Annotated in this window: 7 protein-coding genes; all 7 read right to left on the bottom strand. The window is 48.0% G+C overall.

Annotation, left to right across the window (positions count from 1 at the left end):
• Positions 1-12: 12 nt before the first annotated feature.
• The 7 genes from DCW36_RS10070 to DCW36_RS10040 all read right to left on the bottom strand — a co-directional run bounded on the left by DCW36_RS10070 (position 13) and on the right by DCW36_RS10040 (position 17400).
• Positions 13-2574 carry a glycosyl hydrolase 115 family protein gene (locus tag DCW36_RS10070; RefSeq protein WP_114778608.1) on the bottom strand — a complete coding sequence of 854 codons (2562 nt, stop codon included), beginning with the start codon at positions 2572-2574 and terminating at the stop codon, positions 13-15.
• Positions 2575-3072: 498 nt separating this feature from the next.
• Positions 3073-5037 (bottom strand): RagB/SusD family nutrient uptake outer membrane protein, encoded by a 1965-nt coding sequence (locus DCW36_RS10065; protein ID WP_114778607.1) that lies wholly within the window; start codon positions 5035-5037, stop codon positions 3073-3075.
• Between the two features lie 14 nt (positions 5038-5051).
• Complete coding sequence (locus DCW36_RS10060; protein ID WP_240676118.1) at positions 5052-8075, bottom strand: SusC/RagA family TonB-linked outer membrane protein; 3024 nt, start codon at positions 8073-8075, stop codon at positions 5052-5054.
• A 1194-nt stretch (positions 8076-9269) separates the two neighbouring features.
• On the bottom strand, positions 9270-11036 hold the full coding sequence (locus DCW36_RS10055; protein WP_114778504.1) for a glycoside hydrolase family 43 protein: 1767 nt from the start codon (positions 11034-11036) through the stop codon (positions 9270-9272).
• Between the two features lie 183 nt (positions 11037-11219).
• Entirely contained in the window at positions 11220-13607 is a 2388-nt protein-coding gene (locus DCW36_RS10050; protein WP_114778503.1) for a glycoside hydrolase family 31 protein, read from the bottom strand.
• A 61-nt stretch (positions 13608-13668) separates the two neighbouring features.
• Positions 13669-15027 (bottom strand): glycoside hydrolase family 43 protein, encoded by a 1359-nt coding sequence (locus DCW36_RS10045; RefSeq protein WP_114778502.1) that lies wholly within the window; start codon positions 15025-15027, stop codon positions 13669-13671.
• A gap of 390 nt (positions 15028-15417) precedes the next feature.
• Positions 15418-17400, bottom strand: coding sequence for a glycoside hydrolase family 97 protein (locus DCW36_RS10040; RefSeq protein WP_205702911.1), 1983 nt, complete (start codon positions 17398-17400; stop codon positions 15418-15420).
• Between the last annotated feature and the right edge of the window lies 1 nt (position 17401).

Raw genomic sequence — 17401 nt, 5'->3', positions numbered from 1 at the left:
TTATCCCAGCTCTTACTTACTGGCAGAACCCTCCGCTACCTCTCTTTTACTAGGTGATTCGTCCATGAACAAATAAGAAGGTTTGTACCCGCCGAAGTCCACCACTATCTTTTCAAACACCACCCCAGGGTCCAGCGGCTTCAGCGTGAGCGTCTGCACTCCATCGGGTGTTTGCGGAATATCCAGCTTCACTTTTTTCTCAACAACGCGACGTGCTACAGTCGGGTAAAAGACAGAGTAAATATTTTTGGGGTCTTCGTTTAAATCGGAATTGAAATTTACAACTGTTTCCGGTCCGTTGTTAAAGCTAACGGCATACCTATGTCCGCTCAGGTTTTTAAAAGCCAGCGTGGATTTAACTACTACATGTACCGTGGCAGAACGCACCTCTGCCGGTAACTGCATTTTATACGAAACAGCGGCTCCTTCTACGGGTTGGGAATAAGGCATTACGGCAATGCCGCTCAAAGTACGGCCTACATAGGGAATAACCGTCCAACTGGCATTGGATGCCGGGTTCTTGAGGTCGTAGTAATGTTCCGCCTCGATGGCTACATAGCGGTCTTTCGGCGTAAATACATATTTGCCTTTCGCTTTCTCAGGCTCCTTAAGGCGGTGAATCTCCGGCAATTTGTCTGCCGGGAAGTTGTCGTTCCAGGAGGTGTAGCCAATGTGCTTCTGCGACATCATGTTTTTCCACTTGCCGCCGGACATCACGTTGTTGTAATCACTCATTAAGAAGGCATCCCGTTTAAACGTCTGCTCCACTTTGTTTGCCCAAAAGTTAGCTTCCGGATTTTTTTCGGCATACAGTTTATGATTCATTGCCTGAGCATAGTACATCTCATACAAATTTGCCATTGCCTGAACCGGGAAGAGAATCAATTGCTTGTAGGCATCACGATACTCAGGTTTAAGACTAACATACTGACGCAGCGCTTCTGCCTCTAATTTGAGATATTCGTCCGACACTTTTTTCCATTCGCCTGTTTCCAGGTTATAGGTATTGCGGTCAAGCATTTCTGGTGTCACCCGCCCGTTGTACTTGCTGTACAGGTTGAGTATGCGCATCGCTTCGTCGGCTTGCTCCTCGCCAAATTGCTGGGCACAGAACTGGCGTGCGTGGTCGAGTAGATTATTGGCGTTATACTGGGTTGGGTTCCAGGCCATATCCAGGAACAAGGTAATCGGATATTCCATGGGCTTGAGGTCGCCGACGTTGAGCACCCAAAGCTTATTTACGCCGTAATCGTAGGTCAGCTGCAGCTGTTCCCACATGTGCTGAATGGGCGTCACGTTCAGCCACTTGGTATTACGGGGCGCTCCTACATAATCCACGTGGTAATACATGCCCCAACCGCCGGGATGCTTGAGTTCCTGTTTGGTGGGCAGGCGGCGCACATTGCCCCAGTTATCATCGCAGAGCAGCATGATGACATCGTCGGGAACGCGCATGCCTTTTTCGTAATAATCGAGCACCTCCTTGTACAGCGCCCAGACCTGCGGCGTTTCTTTGGCAGGGCGTTTCGTGGTTTCGGCGATGATTTTACGCTGGTTTTCCACCACCTTCTCCAGCAGCTTTATATCCGTTTCTTCCGACATAGCCTCGTCGCCATCTCCACGCATACCGATGGTAATCACATCCTCTGTGCCTTTTACCCGCTCAATCCCTTCCCGGAAAAATTTATCCAGTACAGCCTGGTTCGTAGCATAATTCCAGGCACCGTGTTCTTTCCTTTTGCGGGTCCATTCCTGGTGGTTACGCGCCATCGGCTCATGATGGGATGTACCGATGATGACGCCCATGGTATCTGCTGTTTTGCTATTTAAGGGATCATCCTGGTAGAAAGCCCATTGCCACATAGCTGGCCATAAGTAATTTCCGCGAAGGCGGAGAATCAGTTCAAACACCCGTGCATAAAAGCGATGGTCACCATAGTCGGTTCCGTAGGTGTGCTTTACCCAGCCGGTCAGGGCAGGCGCCTCATCGTTCAGGAAGATGCCACGGTAGTTTACGGCAGGCTCGCCGTCGGTGTACTGCCCCGGGAGCGCGTAAATATTTTTGTTGGGTACCACCGGCACATCAGCCCACCAATACCACGGCGACACCCCAATTTGTTTGGATAGCTCGTACACGCCGTAGATAGTCCCGCGCTTATCGCTTCCGGCAATCACCAGTGCCCTGTCAATACCTTTCGCCGGGTTATCAACGGTGGTAATGATGAACTTCTCCCGCTTGCCGGCCAGCTCTTTCTTCTTGATTTTACCGGATTTCAGCAGCCCGTCAATCAGTTTGCTTTTCCCGATGGTGCCTACCAGGATAACTTCTTTGTTTCCGGAAGCTGCATTGAGAAGTACCGGCGCCTTACCGGTTACAGCCTGAAAGTCCTGCTGCAAACTGGTAACCGCAATCCTGACACCTTCAAAATCGCCCTGATCCAGAAGGATGGGAAGGGGATTACCTTCCTGCACCAGGGGAAGTGAATTGGCTTCTTTTGAAAACTTAACAAAAGGGTCGGCACTCCACGCTGGCAGGGCGAACAGCACCATCAATACTACAAAAAGTTGCTTCATCGTATTCATTTTCTTTGATGTTTTTTACTGGTCTGTGGTTTAACAGGCTAGAGCATCGTATAAGTGGAGAGTAAATTGTTGTACAGGGGACCAGCTCATTTTATGAAGTATAAAAGCAAAATATCTGGCCTTTTGACCTGTATCTTGCTTTCATTATCTCCCGTCTTACATCCAACTAACACTTATTTTCTTATTATTACAAAGCTACATAAAGAACCGTAAAATGCAACCGATTGCTAAAATCATCTGCAACAAACTGAATGAATATCTGCCTGTTTTCTTCTAAAAAAAATAGACTGCACCTGCCACCATTCCTTCTGCTCATGCAGCATCCAGAAATTGTCCATTTTTTTTCTTTCCAAACCAGAGCTGGTAATGACATTCATATGAGCAGCTTCTACGTCATCGGCTATCACTTAAAATTAAAGATGTATGATAAAAAGGACTGGCTGCCCAATATGAGCAGCCAGTCTTTTTTATCAGGATTCAGCAGAGCAATTACATTCTGTATCCAGGGTTTTGGTAAAGATCTTTTTCTCCTGCAGTCATTTCCAAAGCATCGAGCTGGCTTTGTGGAATAGGCCGCAGGTAGTGATACGGTTGAATGGTACGCGTTACCGTTACAGGCGTATGATCGCCATAGTTTCTGCCGGCAATCTCGTAAGTGGCAGCAAGTTCTTCCCATTTTTGGGTACGCACCAAATCGTACCAGCGGTAACCTTCGCCAAAATATTCACGCGAACGTTCTGCCAGAATGTAGTTGATGTCGATAGTTGCCGGGGTGGCAGCAATCATAGCAGCGCTATTATCAACCACTTTGGCAGTGTTGCCGTTGTTGTCCCAGCGCCACTTGCCGGCACGGGCACGAATAACATTAACCAGTTCCCTGGCGTTGTAACCAGCCTGCGTAGTTGCGCCCATCACAGCTGCTTCGGCCGCTACAAAGTAAAGCTCCGAGAATTTGGCGATGTAGAAAGGACGGGTACTGCCGGCATTCGGTTGTCCTAAACTGGTTTCAGAGTCATGGTCGGTACGGTGAGGACCGAGCTTCCAAAGTCCCGGGTATACAATTCGGCTAATGCCGCGGGGATGGACAACAAAATCGGATCTTCCAGGCAACTCTCCTGCACCTACATTACTTTTGCCTGCTCCACTTGGATAAGAGATTGCCGTTGCCGGTTGCTCATTTAAGAAGGTAAGTATGGGCTCACCTGGATTAACCGGCAGACTGTTTGCGTTATACACAACCTGAGCATTGATTCCTCCTTTAGGCCAGTTGCCACGGTAAACGGTTGTAAAGGTGCCATCGTAGCGAGAATCATTTGTTTTGTCGGCAAAGGTATTTGTAACTACACCGATGGTTGGAGCCATACGTATCCAGGGGCGACCTAAGGCTTGTGTTGCTTCACGCTGCACAGAACTTACAGGATTCGTCCAGTCTGGATTTAGTGCACTCCTGATATTGGTATAGTTCCAGGTCATCATCCAGCCGGCAAAGTTATCGGGGGCGCCGCCACTTCCAAATGTCAGGCTGCCTCCGTTATAAAATTCGCTTGTTTCCGTGTGGTCGGCGTACAGCAGCTGTTCTTTGTTGCGGTCATTTGTCGCTACGTTTACATCATAATAGGTATCCACTAAACCGAAAGGCCCTGGATTTTGAATAGCGTTAACAGCCACATCGTATGCCTGCTGAAAATACCACTGGGCATCATGCCCGTCAGGGTCGGTTCGGGGAGCCTCCGGATAAGTGGGGATATTGTTGGGATTTCTAAGCCACCAGCCATAGGTTAGGTAAGCTTTTGCCAGATAAAGGCGTGCAACCGTTTTGGTTACACCGCCGGTAACACGCGGGTTTACCGGCAAATCTTCAACCGCTTTGAGCAGATCCGGGAATATGGCTTTGGTATAAACTTCAGGCACTGTGTTGCGCACCGAGGTTCTCACCGGATTTGTATTGAACTTCAGTTCCCCTGCGCCCAGATCCAGGGGCACGCCGCCAAAGGTTTGTACCAGCATAAAGTAATCGAAGGCGCGGAAGAACCTGGCTTCGGCAATCAGCGCACCCGGAATGGTGCCTACTGCGGCAGCATTTTCAATAATACCGCTGGCGGTGTTAATGTTCGGAAATGCGGCTCCCCACAACACATCGGCGCGACTTGTGGTAGGAGTAATCTCGCCCTGACCGGAAAGGTCCATCACCAGGAAGTTTTGATCCGCACTCTGCGCGTAGGTTACTTCATCGGTACCTGTTTCGGTGGTGTTGTAATAGTAGGCTTGTCCGTAAATATAACGCAGGTGCGCGTACATTGAAGTTAGTCCACCGTAAACACCTTTTTCGGTTCGGAAAAAGTTGGGTTCATAAATACTGCGCGGCTGTTCTTCCAGAATATCCTCGCAGGATACCAGGAACAACGACATCATCAGGGCTGTGCCTATTATAGTTTTTATACGAAAACGATTCATCTTTATCATCTTTTTTAGAATGTAAAATTGAGACCAACCAGGTAGTTCCGTGTTGCAGGTGCGTTCGTGCCAATTGTTAGCAGTCGGCTTGGAGTGCCAGTGGCTACCGCCACATTTTCGTCGGCATATGAGTTAGTTTCGGGGTCCTGACCTGATTCTCTGTGGTAAGGCGAGAACATCACAAACGGGTTCTGAGCAGAAACATAGAGCCGCAGATTGTTGATACCGGCGTTTTGCAACCAACTGTTGCTGGTAAAGTTATAACCTAGTGATATCGTGCGCATTTTCAGGTAACCTGCATCAAAGTAACCCAAGGTACTACCATATTTTGGGTTGTCGCCGCTCATTAAGCCGCCTGGTTTTGGATACTTGGCACCTGTATTCTCCGGTGTCCAGTAGTCCACACTTACGTTCCCCCTGCGCCCGCTCATCATATTGAGGTAACCTGATGTTCCGTAGAGCGTGCTGATAAGTATACCGCCGCTTTGGAAGGCACCGACTGCCGTCAGGTCAAATCCCTTATAAGCTACACGGGTATTGAACCCTCCCTGGAAGTCCGGATTTACATCCATGATCTGCCGGTCCAGAGGCCCGATTTGCCTTACAGGTGTACCATCGGCATTGTAATCGCCTGTATATTTCACCTTGATCATACCTACATTTCCGCCCGGTTCCAGGACATTCAGATACGGGTCTCCCTCTTGCCAGAGGCCTATTTTCTCGTAGTCGTAGATCACATTGATCGGATGGCCTACAAACCACCAGTTGGATTCATCCCGCGGTTGTTCCGAAGCAAGTGCTACCAGTTTGTTGCGGTTGCCATACAAGTTAATACCGGCTTCCCATGTCCAGCCGTTGAGTTCGTCCAGTATCACACCGTTAAGCGACAATTCCAGGCCTTTGTTCTGGGTTTCCCCGATGTTTGCCACATAGCTGCCTACGCCCGATGTAGCAGGCAGACCTACCCGCAGCAGAATGTTATTGGTATTTGTAACATAATACTCTACAGTACCGGACAGGCGATGGTTCAGGAGGGCGAAGTCCAGGCCAAGATTCAATGTCTGGGAGAACTCCCAACCTAAATTAGGATTCGGCAGTTCGGTCACATATAAAGCGGTTTCATAGGTATCAGGACCAAAGTTGTAAGGCCTGGTACTTAAGCGACCAAGGGTAGCATAGGGATTGATAGATTGGTTGGAGGTTTGCCCATAGCCCGCACGTAACTTCAACATATTTATCAGGCTCACATCCTCCATAAACGACTCCCTCGCAACATTCCATCCGGCCGATACCGCAGGGTAGGTATGCCACTTATGTCCCGGGGCCAGCCTAGAGGAACCATCGGTGCGTAACGTAGCGCTCAACATGTAGCGGTCGTCGTAGGAGTACATAACGCGTCCCATCCACGACATTAAGCCACTCTGCCAGTAGTTTTGGTCATTCGGGTTAACGGTAATTTCGCCGGCAGCCTGCCCCAGGTTGTAAAATTGAAAGGCATCCGCAGGAATATCTCTTGCTGCAATACGAGAACTATTGAACCTGGATTGTGAGGCAGAGTACAACCCTACTACGTTCACGTTATGCTTTCCGGCGAAGGTGCGGTCGTAGGTCAGCATATTTTCAATTGTCCAGTCGTAGGTATGCGAATTGCTAATAGAAGCGGTTGAAGGAGTTGTAAGTGTAGCACTGTTTATTCCTTCTCCTGTATAGGCGCCACCGTGGCTCTGGCGGTAATTCAATCCAAGGTTGGTACGATATTTTAAGCCCTCAACTCCCGGAATTTCTACTTCGCCATACATGGTGTTATATGTTCCAAAAGCCCTGGTTTCGCTGAGCCATTGATCGCTTAAACCCTCTACCACCTCTCCTGTAATTACAAACTGCTCATCCAACGGCATCCTGATGGTTCTTTTCAAGGTACCGTCAGCATTGAACGGATTGGCAATAGGGGACGCACTTAAGGTTCCGTATAGCCCTATATTAGAACCCTCCGTAACATTGTAGTTATTGTAGGTAGTAAAGCCAAGCCGGAAATATTTACCTACTCCCTGGTCAAGGCCACCGCGCATAGAGTAACGTTTGTACTGCTGTGTAGGAATCACGCCTTCATCCTCAAAATAGCCCGCACTGAAGTTGTAGCTACCATTTTCGGTGCCACCTGAAATGCCTAAGTCGTGGCTTGACATTTTACCGGTTTTGTACAACAAGTCTTGCCAGTCGGTGTTTACGTCATCGGATTCATCCAATGCATTTGTAAACATACCGGCTGCCTTACGGAGCGCAACAAACTCCGGCCCGTCCATCATGGGATATTTGGCAAACACATCTCTTATACCATAAAAACTATTATAATTTACCCTTGCTTTTTGTCCTGCTTTCCCTTTGTGGGTTGTCACCAATATAACCCCGTTGGCACCCCGCGAGCCGTAAATGGCCGTTGCCGAGGCATCTTTCAGGATATCAACGCTTTTAATGTCGTTTGGATTGATATCGGAGATAGACCCGGCAAAAGGAATATTATCCAGTACTACCAGCGGATCGTTGCTGGCATTTAGTGAGCGCGTTCCGCGAATCCGGATTTGGGTTGAGGCGCCCGGCCTGGAGGATGTTTGCGCAAACTCCACCCCTGGCAAACGCCCCTGCAGCGCCTGTGTGATATTACCAGCCGGCACGTCGCGCATGGCATCTCCACTAATGGAAGCTACTGAGCCAGTTACAGCTTCCTGCCGTTGAACGCCATACCCAACTACGACCACCTCATCCAGCGCCCTGGCATCGGTAGCCATGGTCACATTAATCGTAGAGCGGTTGTTAATGGGCACCTCCTGGGTCTGGTATCCCACAAAAGTAAATACCAGTGTTCCTGTTCCGTTCGGCACCGTGATAGCATAATTACCATCAACATCAGTAGGGGCAGCGGTGGTAGTGCCTTTCAGCATTACGGTTACACCCGGCATACCCACTCCTCTTTCGTCTGTAACCCGGCCTGTTATATTCAGGTTGCCGGTTTGCGCCAGAGCCTGTAAACTTAAAAACATACAAGTTAAAAGCACAGAGGCAACTTGCATAAGCTTCAGTTTACCCAACAGCCTGGTATTTGCTCCTGGTTTTCTCGTTAAATCCCAATTCATAGATATATATTTATTTAAGTTTTGTGTTTAATTAATAAACTATAACAGTTATGACACTGATAACAGGAGGTGGAGACATTGTAAAGTTTATTATATCTTGAGTAAAGTTTTAAATTGTGCTACCTGATCTAGTATTACTGTTTTCTAACTGCAGCAGCATGGGCATCAGACCTTATGCCTGCAACGCCAACGTTGGCATTTTGATTTAAAGGAAAATCTCTACAGTATAAACTCCCTATATCCCACAGCATTTGTTGCTTTACCTTTGTTTATCTTGCCAAACGAAGCAGCTTTAGCAGCCATAGAATTGAAATTATTATTGTTATTTTCCTTAATACCCTCCATACACCTGCATCAAATAGCAGTTTCTGATGTTTTTAAATTCGGCGACTTTGGAAGAAATCTTTTTCATAGGCGGTATTTAAACTAACATTAGTTTGTTTTCAAACATAAACTTGGGAATTATATTTCATAATTGCAACCGATTGCAAATATTTTTTTACTATTTGAAACTTATCCTTACATTCAACATTAAAGCACTGCCATGTTCTACAGCCTTACCAATGCCTTTTTAACCCGGAAGCAGAAGCAGTGGCTGTGGTGGCAGGAGCTGCAGATTGCCTGAACCGGGATGGGGGGCAGATAATTGGGTAAAGCAGGTTGTTTCTGTTAAAACATAAAATCTGTGAATTCAGACAACCCACCTATCCCATACAACAGCAAATGTCACGAACCACGACATCAGTACCGGTCTCCTCAGAAAGTCAAATTTTAGGTGTAGTTAAAAACTTCACTCAACTACTCCTGGCAAGGGATTTTCCGGAAAAATATGACGCTGTCTATAACTTTCCTGTTGCCCAATATTACAATTATACTCTTCAAGTACCCGCTTTCCGGAGATAAGTTTACCAATCCCGTTTCGGCAGAACATAAAAAAAGGTCCGGCACAAGTCCGGACCTTTTTTTATTCATTTAATAAGACTTTCAAACGGTAGCTTCCTTTTTCCTGTTAGTATCTCCACCTGCTCTAGCCGCTGCTCATCCGTTTACAAGTACGGGTGCGTTATGTACCGGGGCAACTGCGAGAGCTGCGAACAGAAACTATTGAACCAAATTCTGGGGATGCGCATCGTTGGCAGAAGTGGCGTACAAACCAATCATAGCACCCGTGAAACCTCCTGCAACATTGGTAGAGAGAATGTCCCCGGAAACGGTTTCACCCACATTCACAAAGTCGGCTCCATTCATTGAATAACTGAACTGGTAGTTATCGCCATCCGCTTTTACCCGAAGCTGGATTGGCTTCTTCACATCAACTTTCTTACTGGCTATGATTTTAGATGTACCTTTCTCTGTTCTTTCCAGCACCAGGTAAACGTCTTTATCTTTCCGGGTGAGGCCGTATACGTAATTGAATTTTTCGCTTTGCAACAACGTGATACCCGCCAGCTCTTTTTCGGATGCTGGTTTAAAATCGAGTGTGGTGGTGTAGGTGAAGTTGTTGTGCTGTTGGCGGAGGAATAGCGTGGACGTTGGCTTCACTTCCTTGATGTTGACCGGTAAGGGGTTAATCTGCAATCCTTTTTTGGAAGTAGAAACAAACGCTTCGCGTGGTCCTCTTAAGCCTACCCAGCGGTAATCCAGTTTGTCGGAAGTAAAGTTATCGGTAAAGGTAAAGTTGCCGTTGGGGAAGAAACCTTCTTTCCCGGTCTTGTTTTCTACGCCTGCAGGTACTTTCAGCTTTGGCTCCATTGGTACAAGACCATTTTCGAATACAGGGAATTCACCAGACCAGTCCACAGGCAAAATAAAGGTTTCGCGGCCTATGTTTACGCGGTTCTTTTCATTGGGGCGGATAGCCAGGAACACGCCGTAATGTTTGCCATCAGGCCCTTCCACTAAATCGGCATGACCAGCCCAGTCTACTTTGTTCGCCCTGTTCGGGTTCAGGTATCTTTGTGACAGGATAGGGTTGCTCGGTGCAGGTTTATAAGGGCCTCTTGGATTGTCACTCACGAAAATCACTTCGCTGTGCCAGCCTCCTGTGCCGCCTTCGGCGCACATTAAGTAGTAACGCCCGTTCTTTTTGTATATATGAGGCGCCTCAATCCAGATTGGTTTTTTCTCAATGTCAACCCCACCGTCTACGATAATCTTATCGGTTCCGGGAATTACCTGGTCCTTTTCGACATCATAATCCCAAACTTTAATCACGCGGTGCCCCTGATACAGCTCTTTTCCTTTATCGGGCGCATCGTTGTGCACCACATAGGCTTTCCCGTTATCGTCGAAGAAAAGCGAAGGGTCGATACCGTCGAACTTTAACTTCACAGGATCGCTCCAGCCTTTCAGGGGGTCTTTTGTTTTTACGACAATATTTCCCAGACCACCGGCAAATGCGGTCGTGATCATGTAGAACGTGTCATTGTTTTGATTATACTTAATGTCTGGTGCATACACGCCGGCACTTATGCCCGTGTTGTGCACGTTTAACTGCGAAGGCCTGTCGAGCACATGGCCTATCTGCGTCCAGTTCACCAAATCTTTGGAATGGAAAATAGGCACTCCGGGGAAAATGGCAAAGGAGGAATGCACCATGTAGTAATCGCCGCCTTTGCGCGTAATAGCAGGGTCGGGATAAGCGCCTTGTATAATCGGGTTGTAAAATTCGCCTGCCTTAAGCGGATTGTCATTGTATACCTTATCGTTTCCTTCGTACACAGATTTTGAGAATACCGGGGCATTTTTAGCCACTTTGACGTTCTGGCTGTTTCCGTTGAACCCCATAAAAGAAAACAAGGCCACCAACACACACAGAAAAGCTACCCGCCTTTTTCCTGATGGCACAAATCCTGATTTAATTTTCATTTTTGTAATATTAATTGTTAATTCTTTATTGTTCCGATTTCTTTTTTTGTTCCTGAGGCTAAGACCTATTTCAGTTTTGCGTTGCAGGCGAAAATGAAACATGGCCTGAAGCGCAGGATCATTATTTACTTCAATTACCTTTTCTTTTTACCCTCATAACTTCGTGCTCAGAGGAGCTTTCTGTCAGAGCCTGACAACTGTTTTCCTGCCATTGTAGCTGACCACTTTATCGAACTTTTCTACCGCTCCATCGCCGACAGCTTTACCTTTGGAGACCAGGATAATATTAAACTTGCGGTCTTTCAGCATGCCCGGGTACTCACCTTTCCGGTCGTTAATCGTAAGGGTTCTTTTTGCGTTGTTCCAGTTAAAAGTAATTGTTGAATACACTCCTTTTTCGTAATTGTAATTGTCGTTTTCATCTTCGTATAGCGTAAATTCGCCATTGCCGCCTTCGTACACACGTATTTCAAGGTTATCCCATTTCTTCTCTGTGGCAAACTGCACTTTAGGACCAATCGGCAGAATAGACCCGGCTTTCAGGTACAAGGGAATCACATCAAGCGGCGTGTCCTTGGTCACCGTCTGGCCACCGGACAATTTTTCGCCTGTCCAGTAATCTACCCAGTCGGAGCCCTTTGGCAGGTAAAGCTTCCGCGACTTAATCGTGCTGAAATCTTCTTCCCTATCCTTTGTATACATGCCTGTTGTTACCGGGCAAACCAGAATGGATTTACCAAACATGTACTGGTCGTTGATGTCCAGGGCCTGTTTGTCTGCGGCAAAATCCATTACCAATGCCCGAATCATACTGGACTGGTTGGCGGTTACATCCCAGGAGGTGGAATAAATGTAGGGCAACAGGGAGTAACGCAGGTTGATGTACCTTTCGATGGCATCGTACACTTTATCGCCTTTTTTGCCAAACTGGTAAATTTCGCGGGGGGCATCGGCTCCGTGTGAGCGCATCATCGGGCTGAAGGCGCCAAACTGAACCCAGCGGGCATACAACTCCCGGTATTCGGGGTCCTTTAGTTTCTCTTTAAACTCCCATAGAAAGAAACCGCCGATATCGCTATTGAAATGCGGAATACCAGTCAACGAGATGTTCAACCCACCGGATATTTGGTTTCTAAGCGCATTCCAGGAAGCCACCACATCGCCTGACCAGGTGTTGGCCCCATAGCGCTGTTGCCCGGCAAAAGCCGAACGGGTAAGTATAAACACACGCTTATCGGATGAGACCTTGCGCTGATTGTCGTACACGCCGCCTACAGATACTAACGGATAAGCATTGCGCACCTTCTGGTAGGACCCGAGGTGGGTGGTGGACGGTTTGTTGTCAAAGTTATCGGGCTCTGTGGAGTCCATCCACCAGCCGTCCATGCCTAACTTAAACACGCTTTCATTCAGGTGCTTCCAGTAAATATCACGGGCTGCAGGGTTAAAGGCATCGTACACCCTTACACCGGAAGGATAATCCAGGTTTGGCGGCCATTTTTCTGAACCCGACTCAGGCCATGTTTTGAAATTGTATAGCGCGTTTAGTTTTTCTAATTCTTTATATTGTTTTGTATGAGGGCCAAACGAGGACCAGACGGATATAATCAGGTGCGCATTAAGCTTATGCACATCATTAACCATCTTTTGAGGGTCGTAAAACTCCGGGTTCAGAAAATCCATGGCATTCCAGAGGTAGTTGTTTCCCCAATATTGCCAGTCCTGGATGATACCGTCCAACGGCACACCCAGCTCCCGGTATTTTTGAACAACGCCTAATAGCTCGTTCTGGCTTTTGTAGCGCTCTTTGCTTTGCCAGTACCCGTATGTCCACAACGGAAACATAGGCGCCTGACCGGTGAGGCTGCGCATATGGGCAATTACACCATCGGCAGTACCGCCATTCATGAAATAATAATCGATGCCATCGCCAACTTCCGAGCTGAATGACGTTTCTTCCTGTGTATCAGCAAAATTGGTTGGAGAATAATTATCCCAGAAAACACCATAGCCTTTTACCGACTGGAAGAAGGGAACATAATCATCGGTATTGCCCTGGACCATGCGCAGTTTCACGTTTCGCTGTGACATTTTGCCCTGTTGCTGAATGCCTAAGCCATAAATGGGTTCACCTTTCGCTAAGACAAAGGCCTGAGTTACCTTGTAGGCACTCACGCCGGCATCGTCGAATTTGACAAACTGGTTCGGGGTTTCTTTTTCGGCCAGGAGTGTTTCTCCATCAGGTGTTTTAAAGGAGATGGCACCGCTGCTCAAGTTCAATACGACAAGCAGGTCTGCACTCTTCAGGGTTATAGCTTCTCCCTTTTGCTGTACACTGAAAGTTGTTTTTTGAGGAGCTTTGATAACTGACAGGCTCTTTTTATCAAACGTATCGCCCTGTGGCCACTTCAGCACCCGTACTGTGGAAGGGTCGTAAAACTGAACTTCCACCGCAACAGACTTTATCGCTGTTTTGATACCAGCATCTGTTTTTTGATACGACTGCCCTCTGCTGGTTAAGCTCCCAGCTAACACCAGGAACAGGAGCATGCAAATGCGTATTTTATTCATTTTCAAAATTTTGTTCAGGCCTGTGTAAACTTGATTTCCCGGGAAGCATGATTTGAACTCACTACTCCGAAAACCGCCAGTAGTCGAAGTACATGATATTGCTTGCTGCTTTTCCTTTAAAGACAAAAAACACATCATGAACGCCCGTTACTTTTTTTACATCGGTTGCTACCACGGCCCATCGGTCATTCCCGCCGGTAAGCGGCACATTTACGGTTCCGAGTAATTCTCCTTCCACACTGCCCAGCCTGATTTCCATGGATACATTGCCGTTGTGGGTTGTACCAAGCCTGGCGGTAAATTTTGAAGCGCCCTTCTTCCGGAAATCAACGTCTTTTACTTTGGTGTAAGCCCCGTTCCGCATGGCCGTAATGAAGACACCAACCTGTTCATTTTGCATGGATTTCACACCTTCAGACCAGGCCATTGTCTCCGCTTCGTTCATCACGTAAGGATTTAAAGTGGCCAGGCTTTTGGTGATTCCTTTCGTCATTTTCACAGGCTGAATTGTGCCGTCTTTTTTGAAGTCAACTTCTTCAACAGCGACAGAGCGGGTAAAGCCGCCACCGCCCGGCAAGGCCCCGTTGTGATAGAAGAAATAGGTTTTCCCCTTAAAATCTATCATGCCCGGATGATTTGTAAAACTGCCTCCTTCGGTAGGCATTAAAACGCCCTGGTACTTCCAGGGGCCGGTCGGGTTGGAACTGGTGGAATAACCGATGTGCTCCGGAATGGGGCCAGCGGCAAATAACAAGTAATAGAGTCCTTTGCGTTTGTAGAGCCACGGGCCTTCTTCGTAAGTGGTCGGCCTTTCCGGGTTTCCTTCGCGCTTCCCGAACGACTCAACGGTGTTGGGCACTTTCACGACTTCTCCCTGGTACGAAATCATGTCTTCGTTCAGTTTGACGTAGTAAAGATTCGGGTTGCCCCAGTATAGGTAGGCCTGCCCATCATCGTCGATAAAAACAGTAGGGTCAATGTCGCCTACGCCGCTTTGTACCAGCGGCTTGCCCAGCGGGTCGGTAAAGGGTCCGTACGGGCTGTTGGCTACCGCTACCCCAATAGCTCCTTTATTATCTCTCGTGGTTACCGGAACATACATGTAAAACTTCCCACCCCGTTCGATACATTGCGGTGCCCAGGCATTGATTTTTGCCCAGCTGAAATCGGAGTAGGCCAATATGGTGCCGTGGTCCGTCCAGTTCACCATGTCATCGGTGGTGTACAACTTCCAGTCATTCATCGTAAACCAGGTAGATTCGGCCTCGTCGTGGCTGGTGTACAGGTATAGCTTGTTGTTGTACACCATGGGTGCCGGGTCGGCTGTATAGGAAGTCTGGATAATTGGATTTTGCGCCTGGCTAAACTGAAGGGCAATAAACACCAGCAGAAGACTACCTACACTTTTTAACTTCATCATAAGTTGAAATACTACTTTATTATCATTTAACTATTTTATCGTATCTTGACATCTGCAGTGGGTATGGTGGCTGGTGCAGACTGAAAAAGTTGTTTTACTTCCTTTATGAGACAAGATTATCACTTTGTGTCTGTTCCTCCGGAGCCCTCTTACTGTCTTTTCCATTGTTAACTTTCGCGCTCCTCGGCCGCGCGGCCGCGTTTTCGCTTCCGTCGCTGTCTACGTGAACCTGCCCTCGCTCCGCTGCGGGCTGCTGAGCAAAGCTCAGCACCGGAACACGTAGAAGGCTCCTACAGCGAAAACTGGAAAAGTTTCTTCCTTCGAGCCTAGCAAAATAGAGATTACCAAACCATCAAGTGTCTCATTCTTAAATGGGAAAGGAAGTAATTCCTATTTCCGGGTAGTTAAGTTGCTGTCCGTAACCGGAACCAAGGAAGCAGCGAAACCACCTCTCCGGAGCATTTTAACATCTACCGAGTCTGATTTACTGATGACTAAATACCTGGTCGAGAACTCTTTATCGTGACTTCCGTCGGCTATTAGGGTCAGTTTGTATTTAACTCCCTCCGGCAGAAAATCAAACTGCACTTTTTTGCGCTTCTCCTTTTGCTCTCCATTGATACCTGCTATGTACCAGGACTTGCCTTTGCGCCTGGCCATGATTACCTCCTGCCCCGGATAGCCGCCCAGTAGTTTTGTATCATCCCAGGCGGTGGGTACGTCCCGGACAAATGTTTTTGCAGCATCAGGCAAGGCATTGTACCCTTCCGGCCTGTCGGCCATGTGCTGCAGGGCTGATTCAAACAATACACCCAGGGCCAGTTCATGCCCATAGGAGGTAACATGCGGGTACTGCGAGTTCGTGAAAGTGACGGGGGTATAATCCATGGCGCCCACCACATTCCGGGTAAAAGGAAGAATGGTATTGTGCGTGGGAGCAGCCATCGTAAAATCCGGTACATTATTATACCACTCTGCCCCTCGAACGCCTTCGTACGTCATCAGGTGCGGATAAGTGCGGGACCAGCCGCGTGGCACCAGGCAGCCATGGAAGTACACCATCATTTCGTATGTAGCGGCATCTTCCAGGATATCGAGGTAGTACTTTATCATATCCTGTTTCTCGCTCTCAAAGAAATCAATCTTCACACCGGCGATGCCCATCTTTTTTAGTTTTGTGAACTCTGCCACACGGTTTTCATGGGTAAGCATCCGGTCTTTTGGTGTAGCGCCAACCCAGGTATGATCGCCGCCCGAGTTATACCATATCAGGGGCTTTACACCTTTGGCGTGGATGTATTCCAGCGCATCGTTCAGATTGCCACCGTTGCCCATCGCATCCCATTCCCAGTCAAGGAGGGTGTAGGGCCAGCCCATACGGGCCGCCAAATCGGCAAACTGGCGCACCACCTGGTAGTCTTTTGTTCCGTGGTTATTGGACCAGTAATTCCAGGAGACCAGGCCCGGCTTTATCCAATCAGTGTTTTTCAATACAGAAGGCGTGGAAACGTCCTCTACCAAGGTGGACGCCACTACATCTGATAAACTGCCCATGATGATAACCCGCCAGGGCGACTGCCACGGAAGCGTAATCGTGGGTTCAGATGCACCCTTTCCGCGTCCGTCTCCCGGGTCAGGGAAAGTTGTTTTGTATTTCGACGGGGCTGCCTTATTGCTCAGTTTGGTGCCGCAGTAGCTGCGGTTCACATCAGCTTCGTGGATCAGGTACCAGGTGGTGCTGTCGGCATTCTCAAAAAGAGCCGGGTAGCCCCACTCCTGCTGCACCTTGCCGTCGGCAGCAGACGAGTAATAGCCTTCATTTGCCGGATTCCATTTTTCGAGCCAGCGTTTGGTGCCGTCCGGAATGTTGTAAGCCGTGAGTTCGTCTTTTACGGTATAAGAACCGCCTTTCTCCGGAAACTCGTACCGAAACACCACGCCATCGTTGTAAGCCCGGATGATGATGTTCATTTTAGACTTATCGGGCCGCTGAAACGAGGCTACTACTTCGTTGGCTTCGTTGCTTCGGTTGATGCGTTTGCCATGCACGGCAGTGTAGGATTCTTTCACCAAGCTGGGTTTACCGGCTCTCAAAAACTTCAGGTCTTTCGAAAAATCCTGGTCGCTGCGTACCAATCCCAAATCAATCTGCGGAATGGCTTCATGGCTTTTGCCATTTTCCAGGTAGCTGACCTTCAGAAACCATCCCCCTTCCCTGCTGTTGTTCTGGCTGAGCAACGCAACACTCACCTTTTGATTAGGTGAAGTAACTGTTGCCTGTTGTGCAAATGCCGAAAGTGTAAAAAACATGAAACTGACCACAGCACCAGCCATTTGCTTTATCGTAAATCCAGTCAGGTAGTCATTTATCATA

Origin of the sequence: Botryobacter ruber (assembly GCF_003347595.2) — a bacterium.
Lineage (GTDB): Bacteria > Bacteroidota > Bacteroidia > Cytophagales > Hymenobacteraceae > Pontibacter > Pontibacter ruber_A.
Note: the sequence above shows the minus strand (reverse complement) of the source record. Positions and strands in the feature narration are given on the sequence as shown.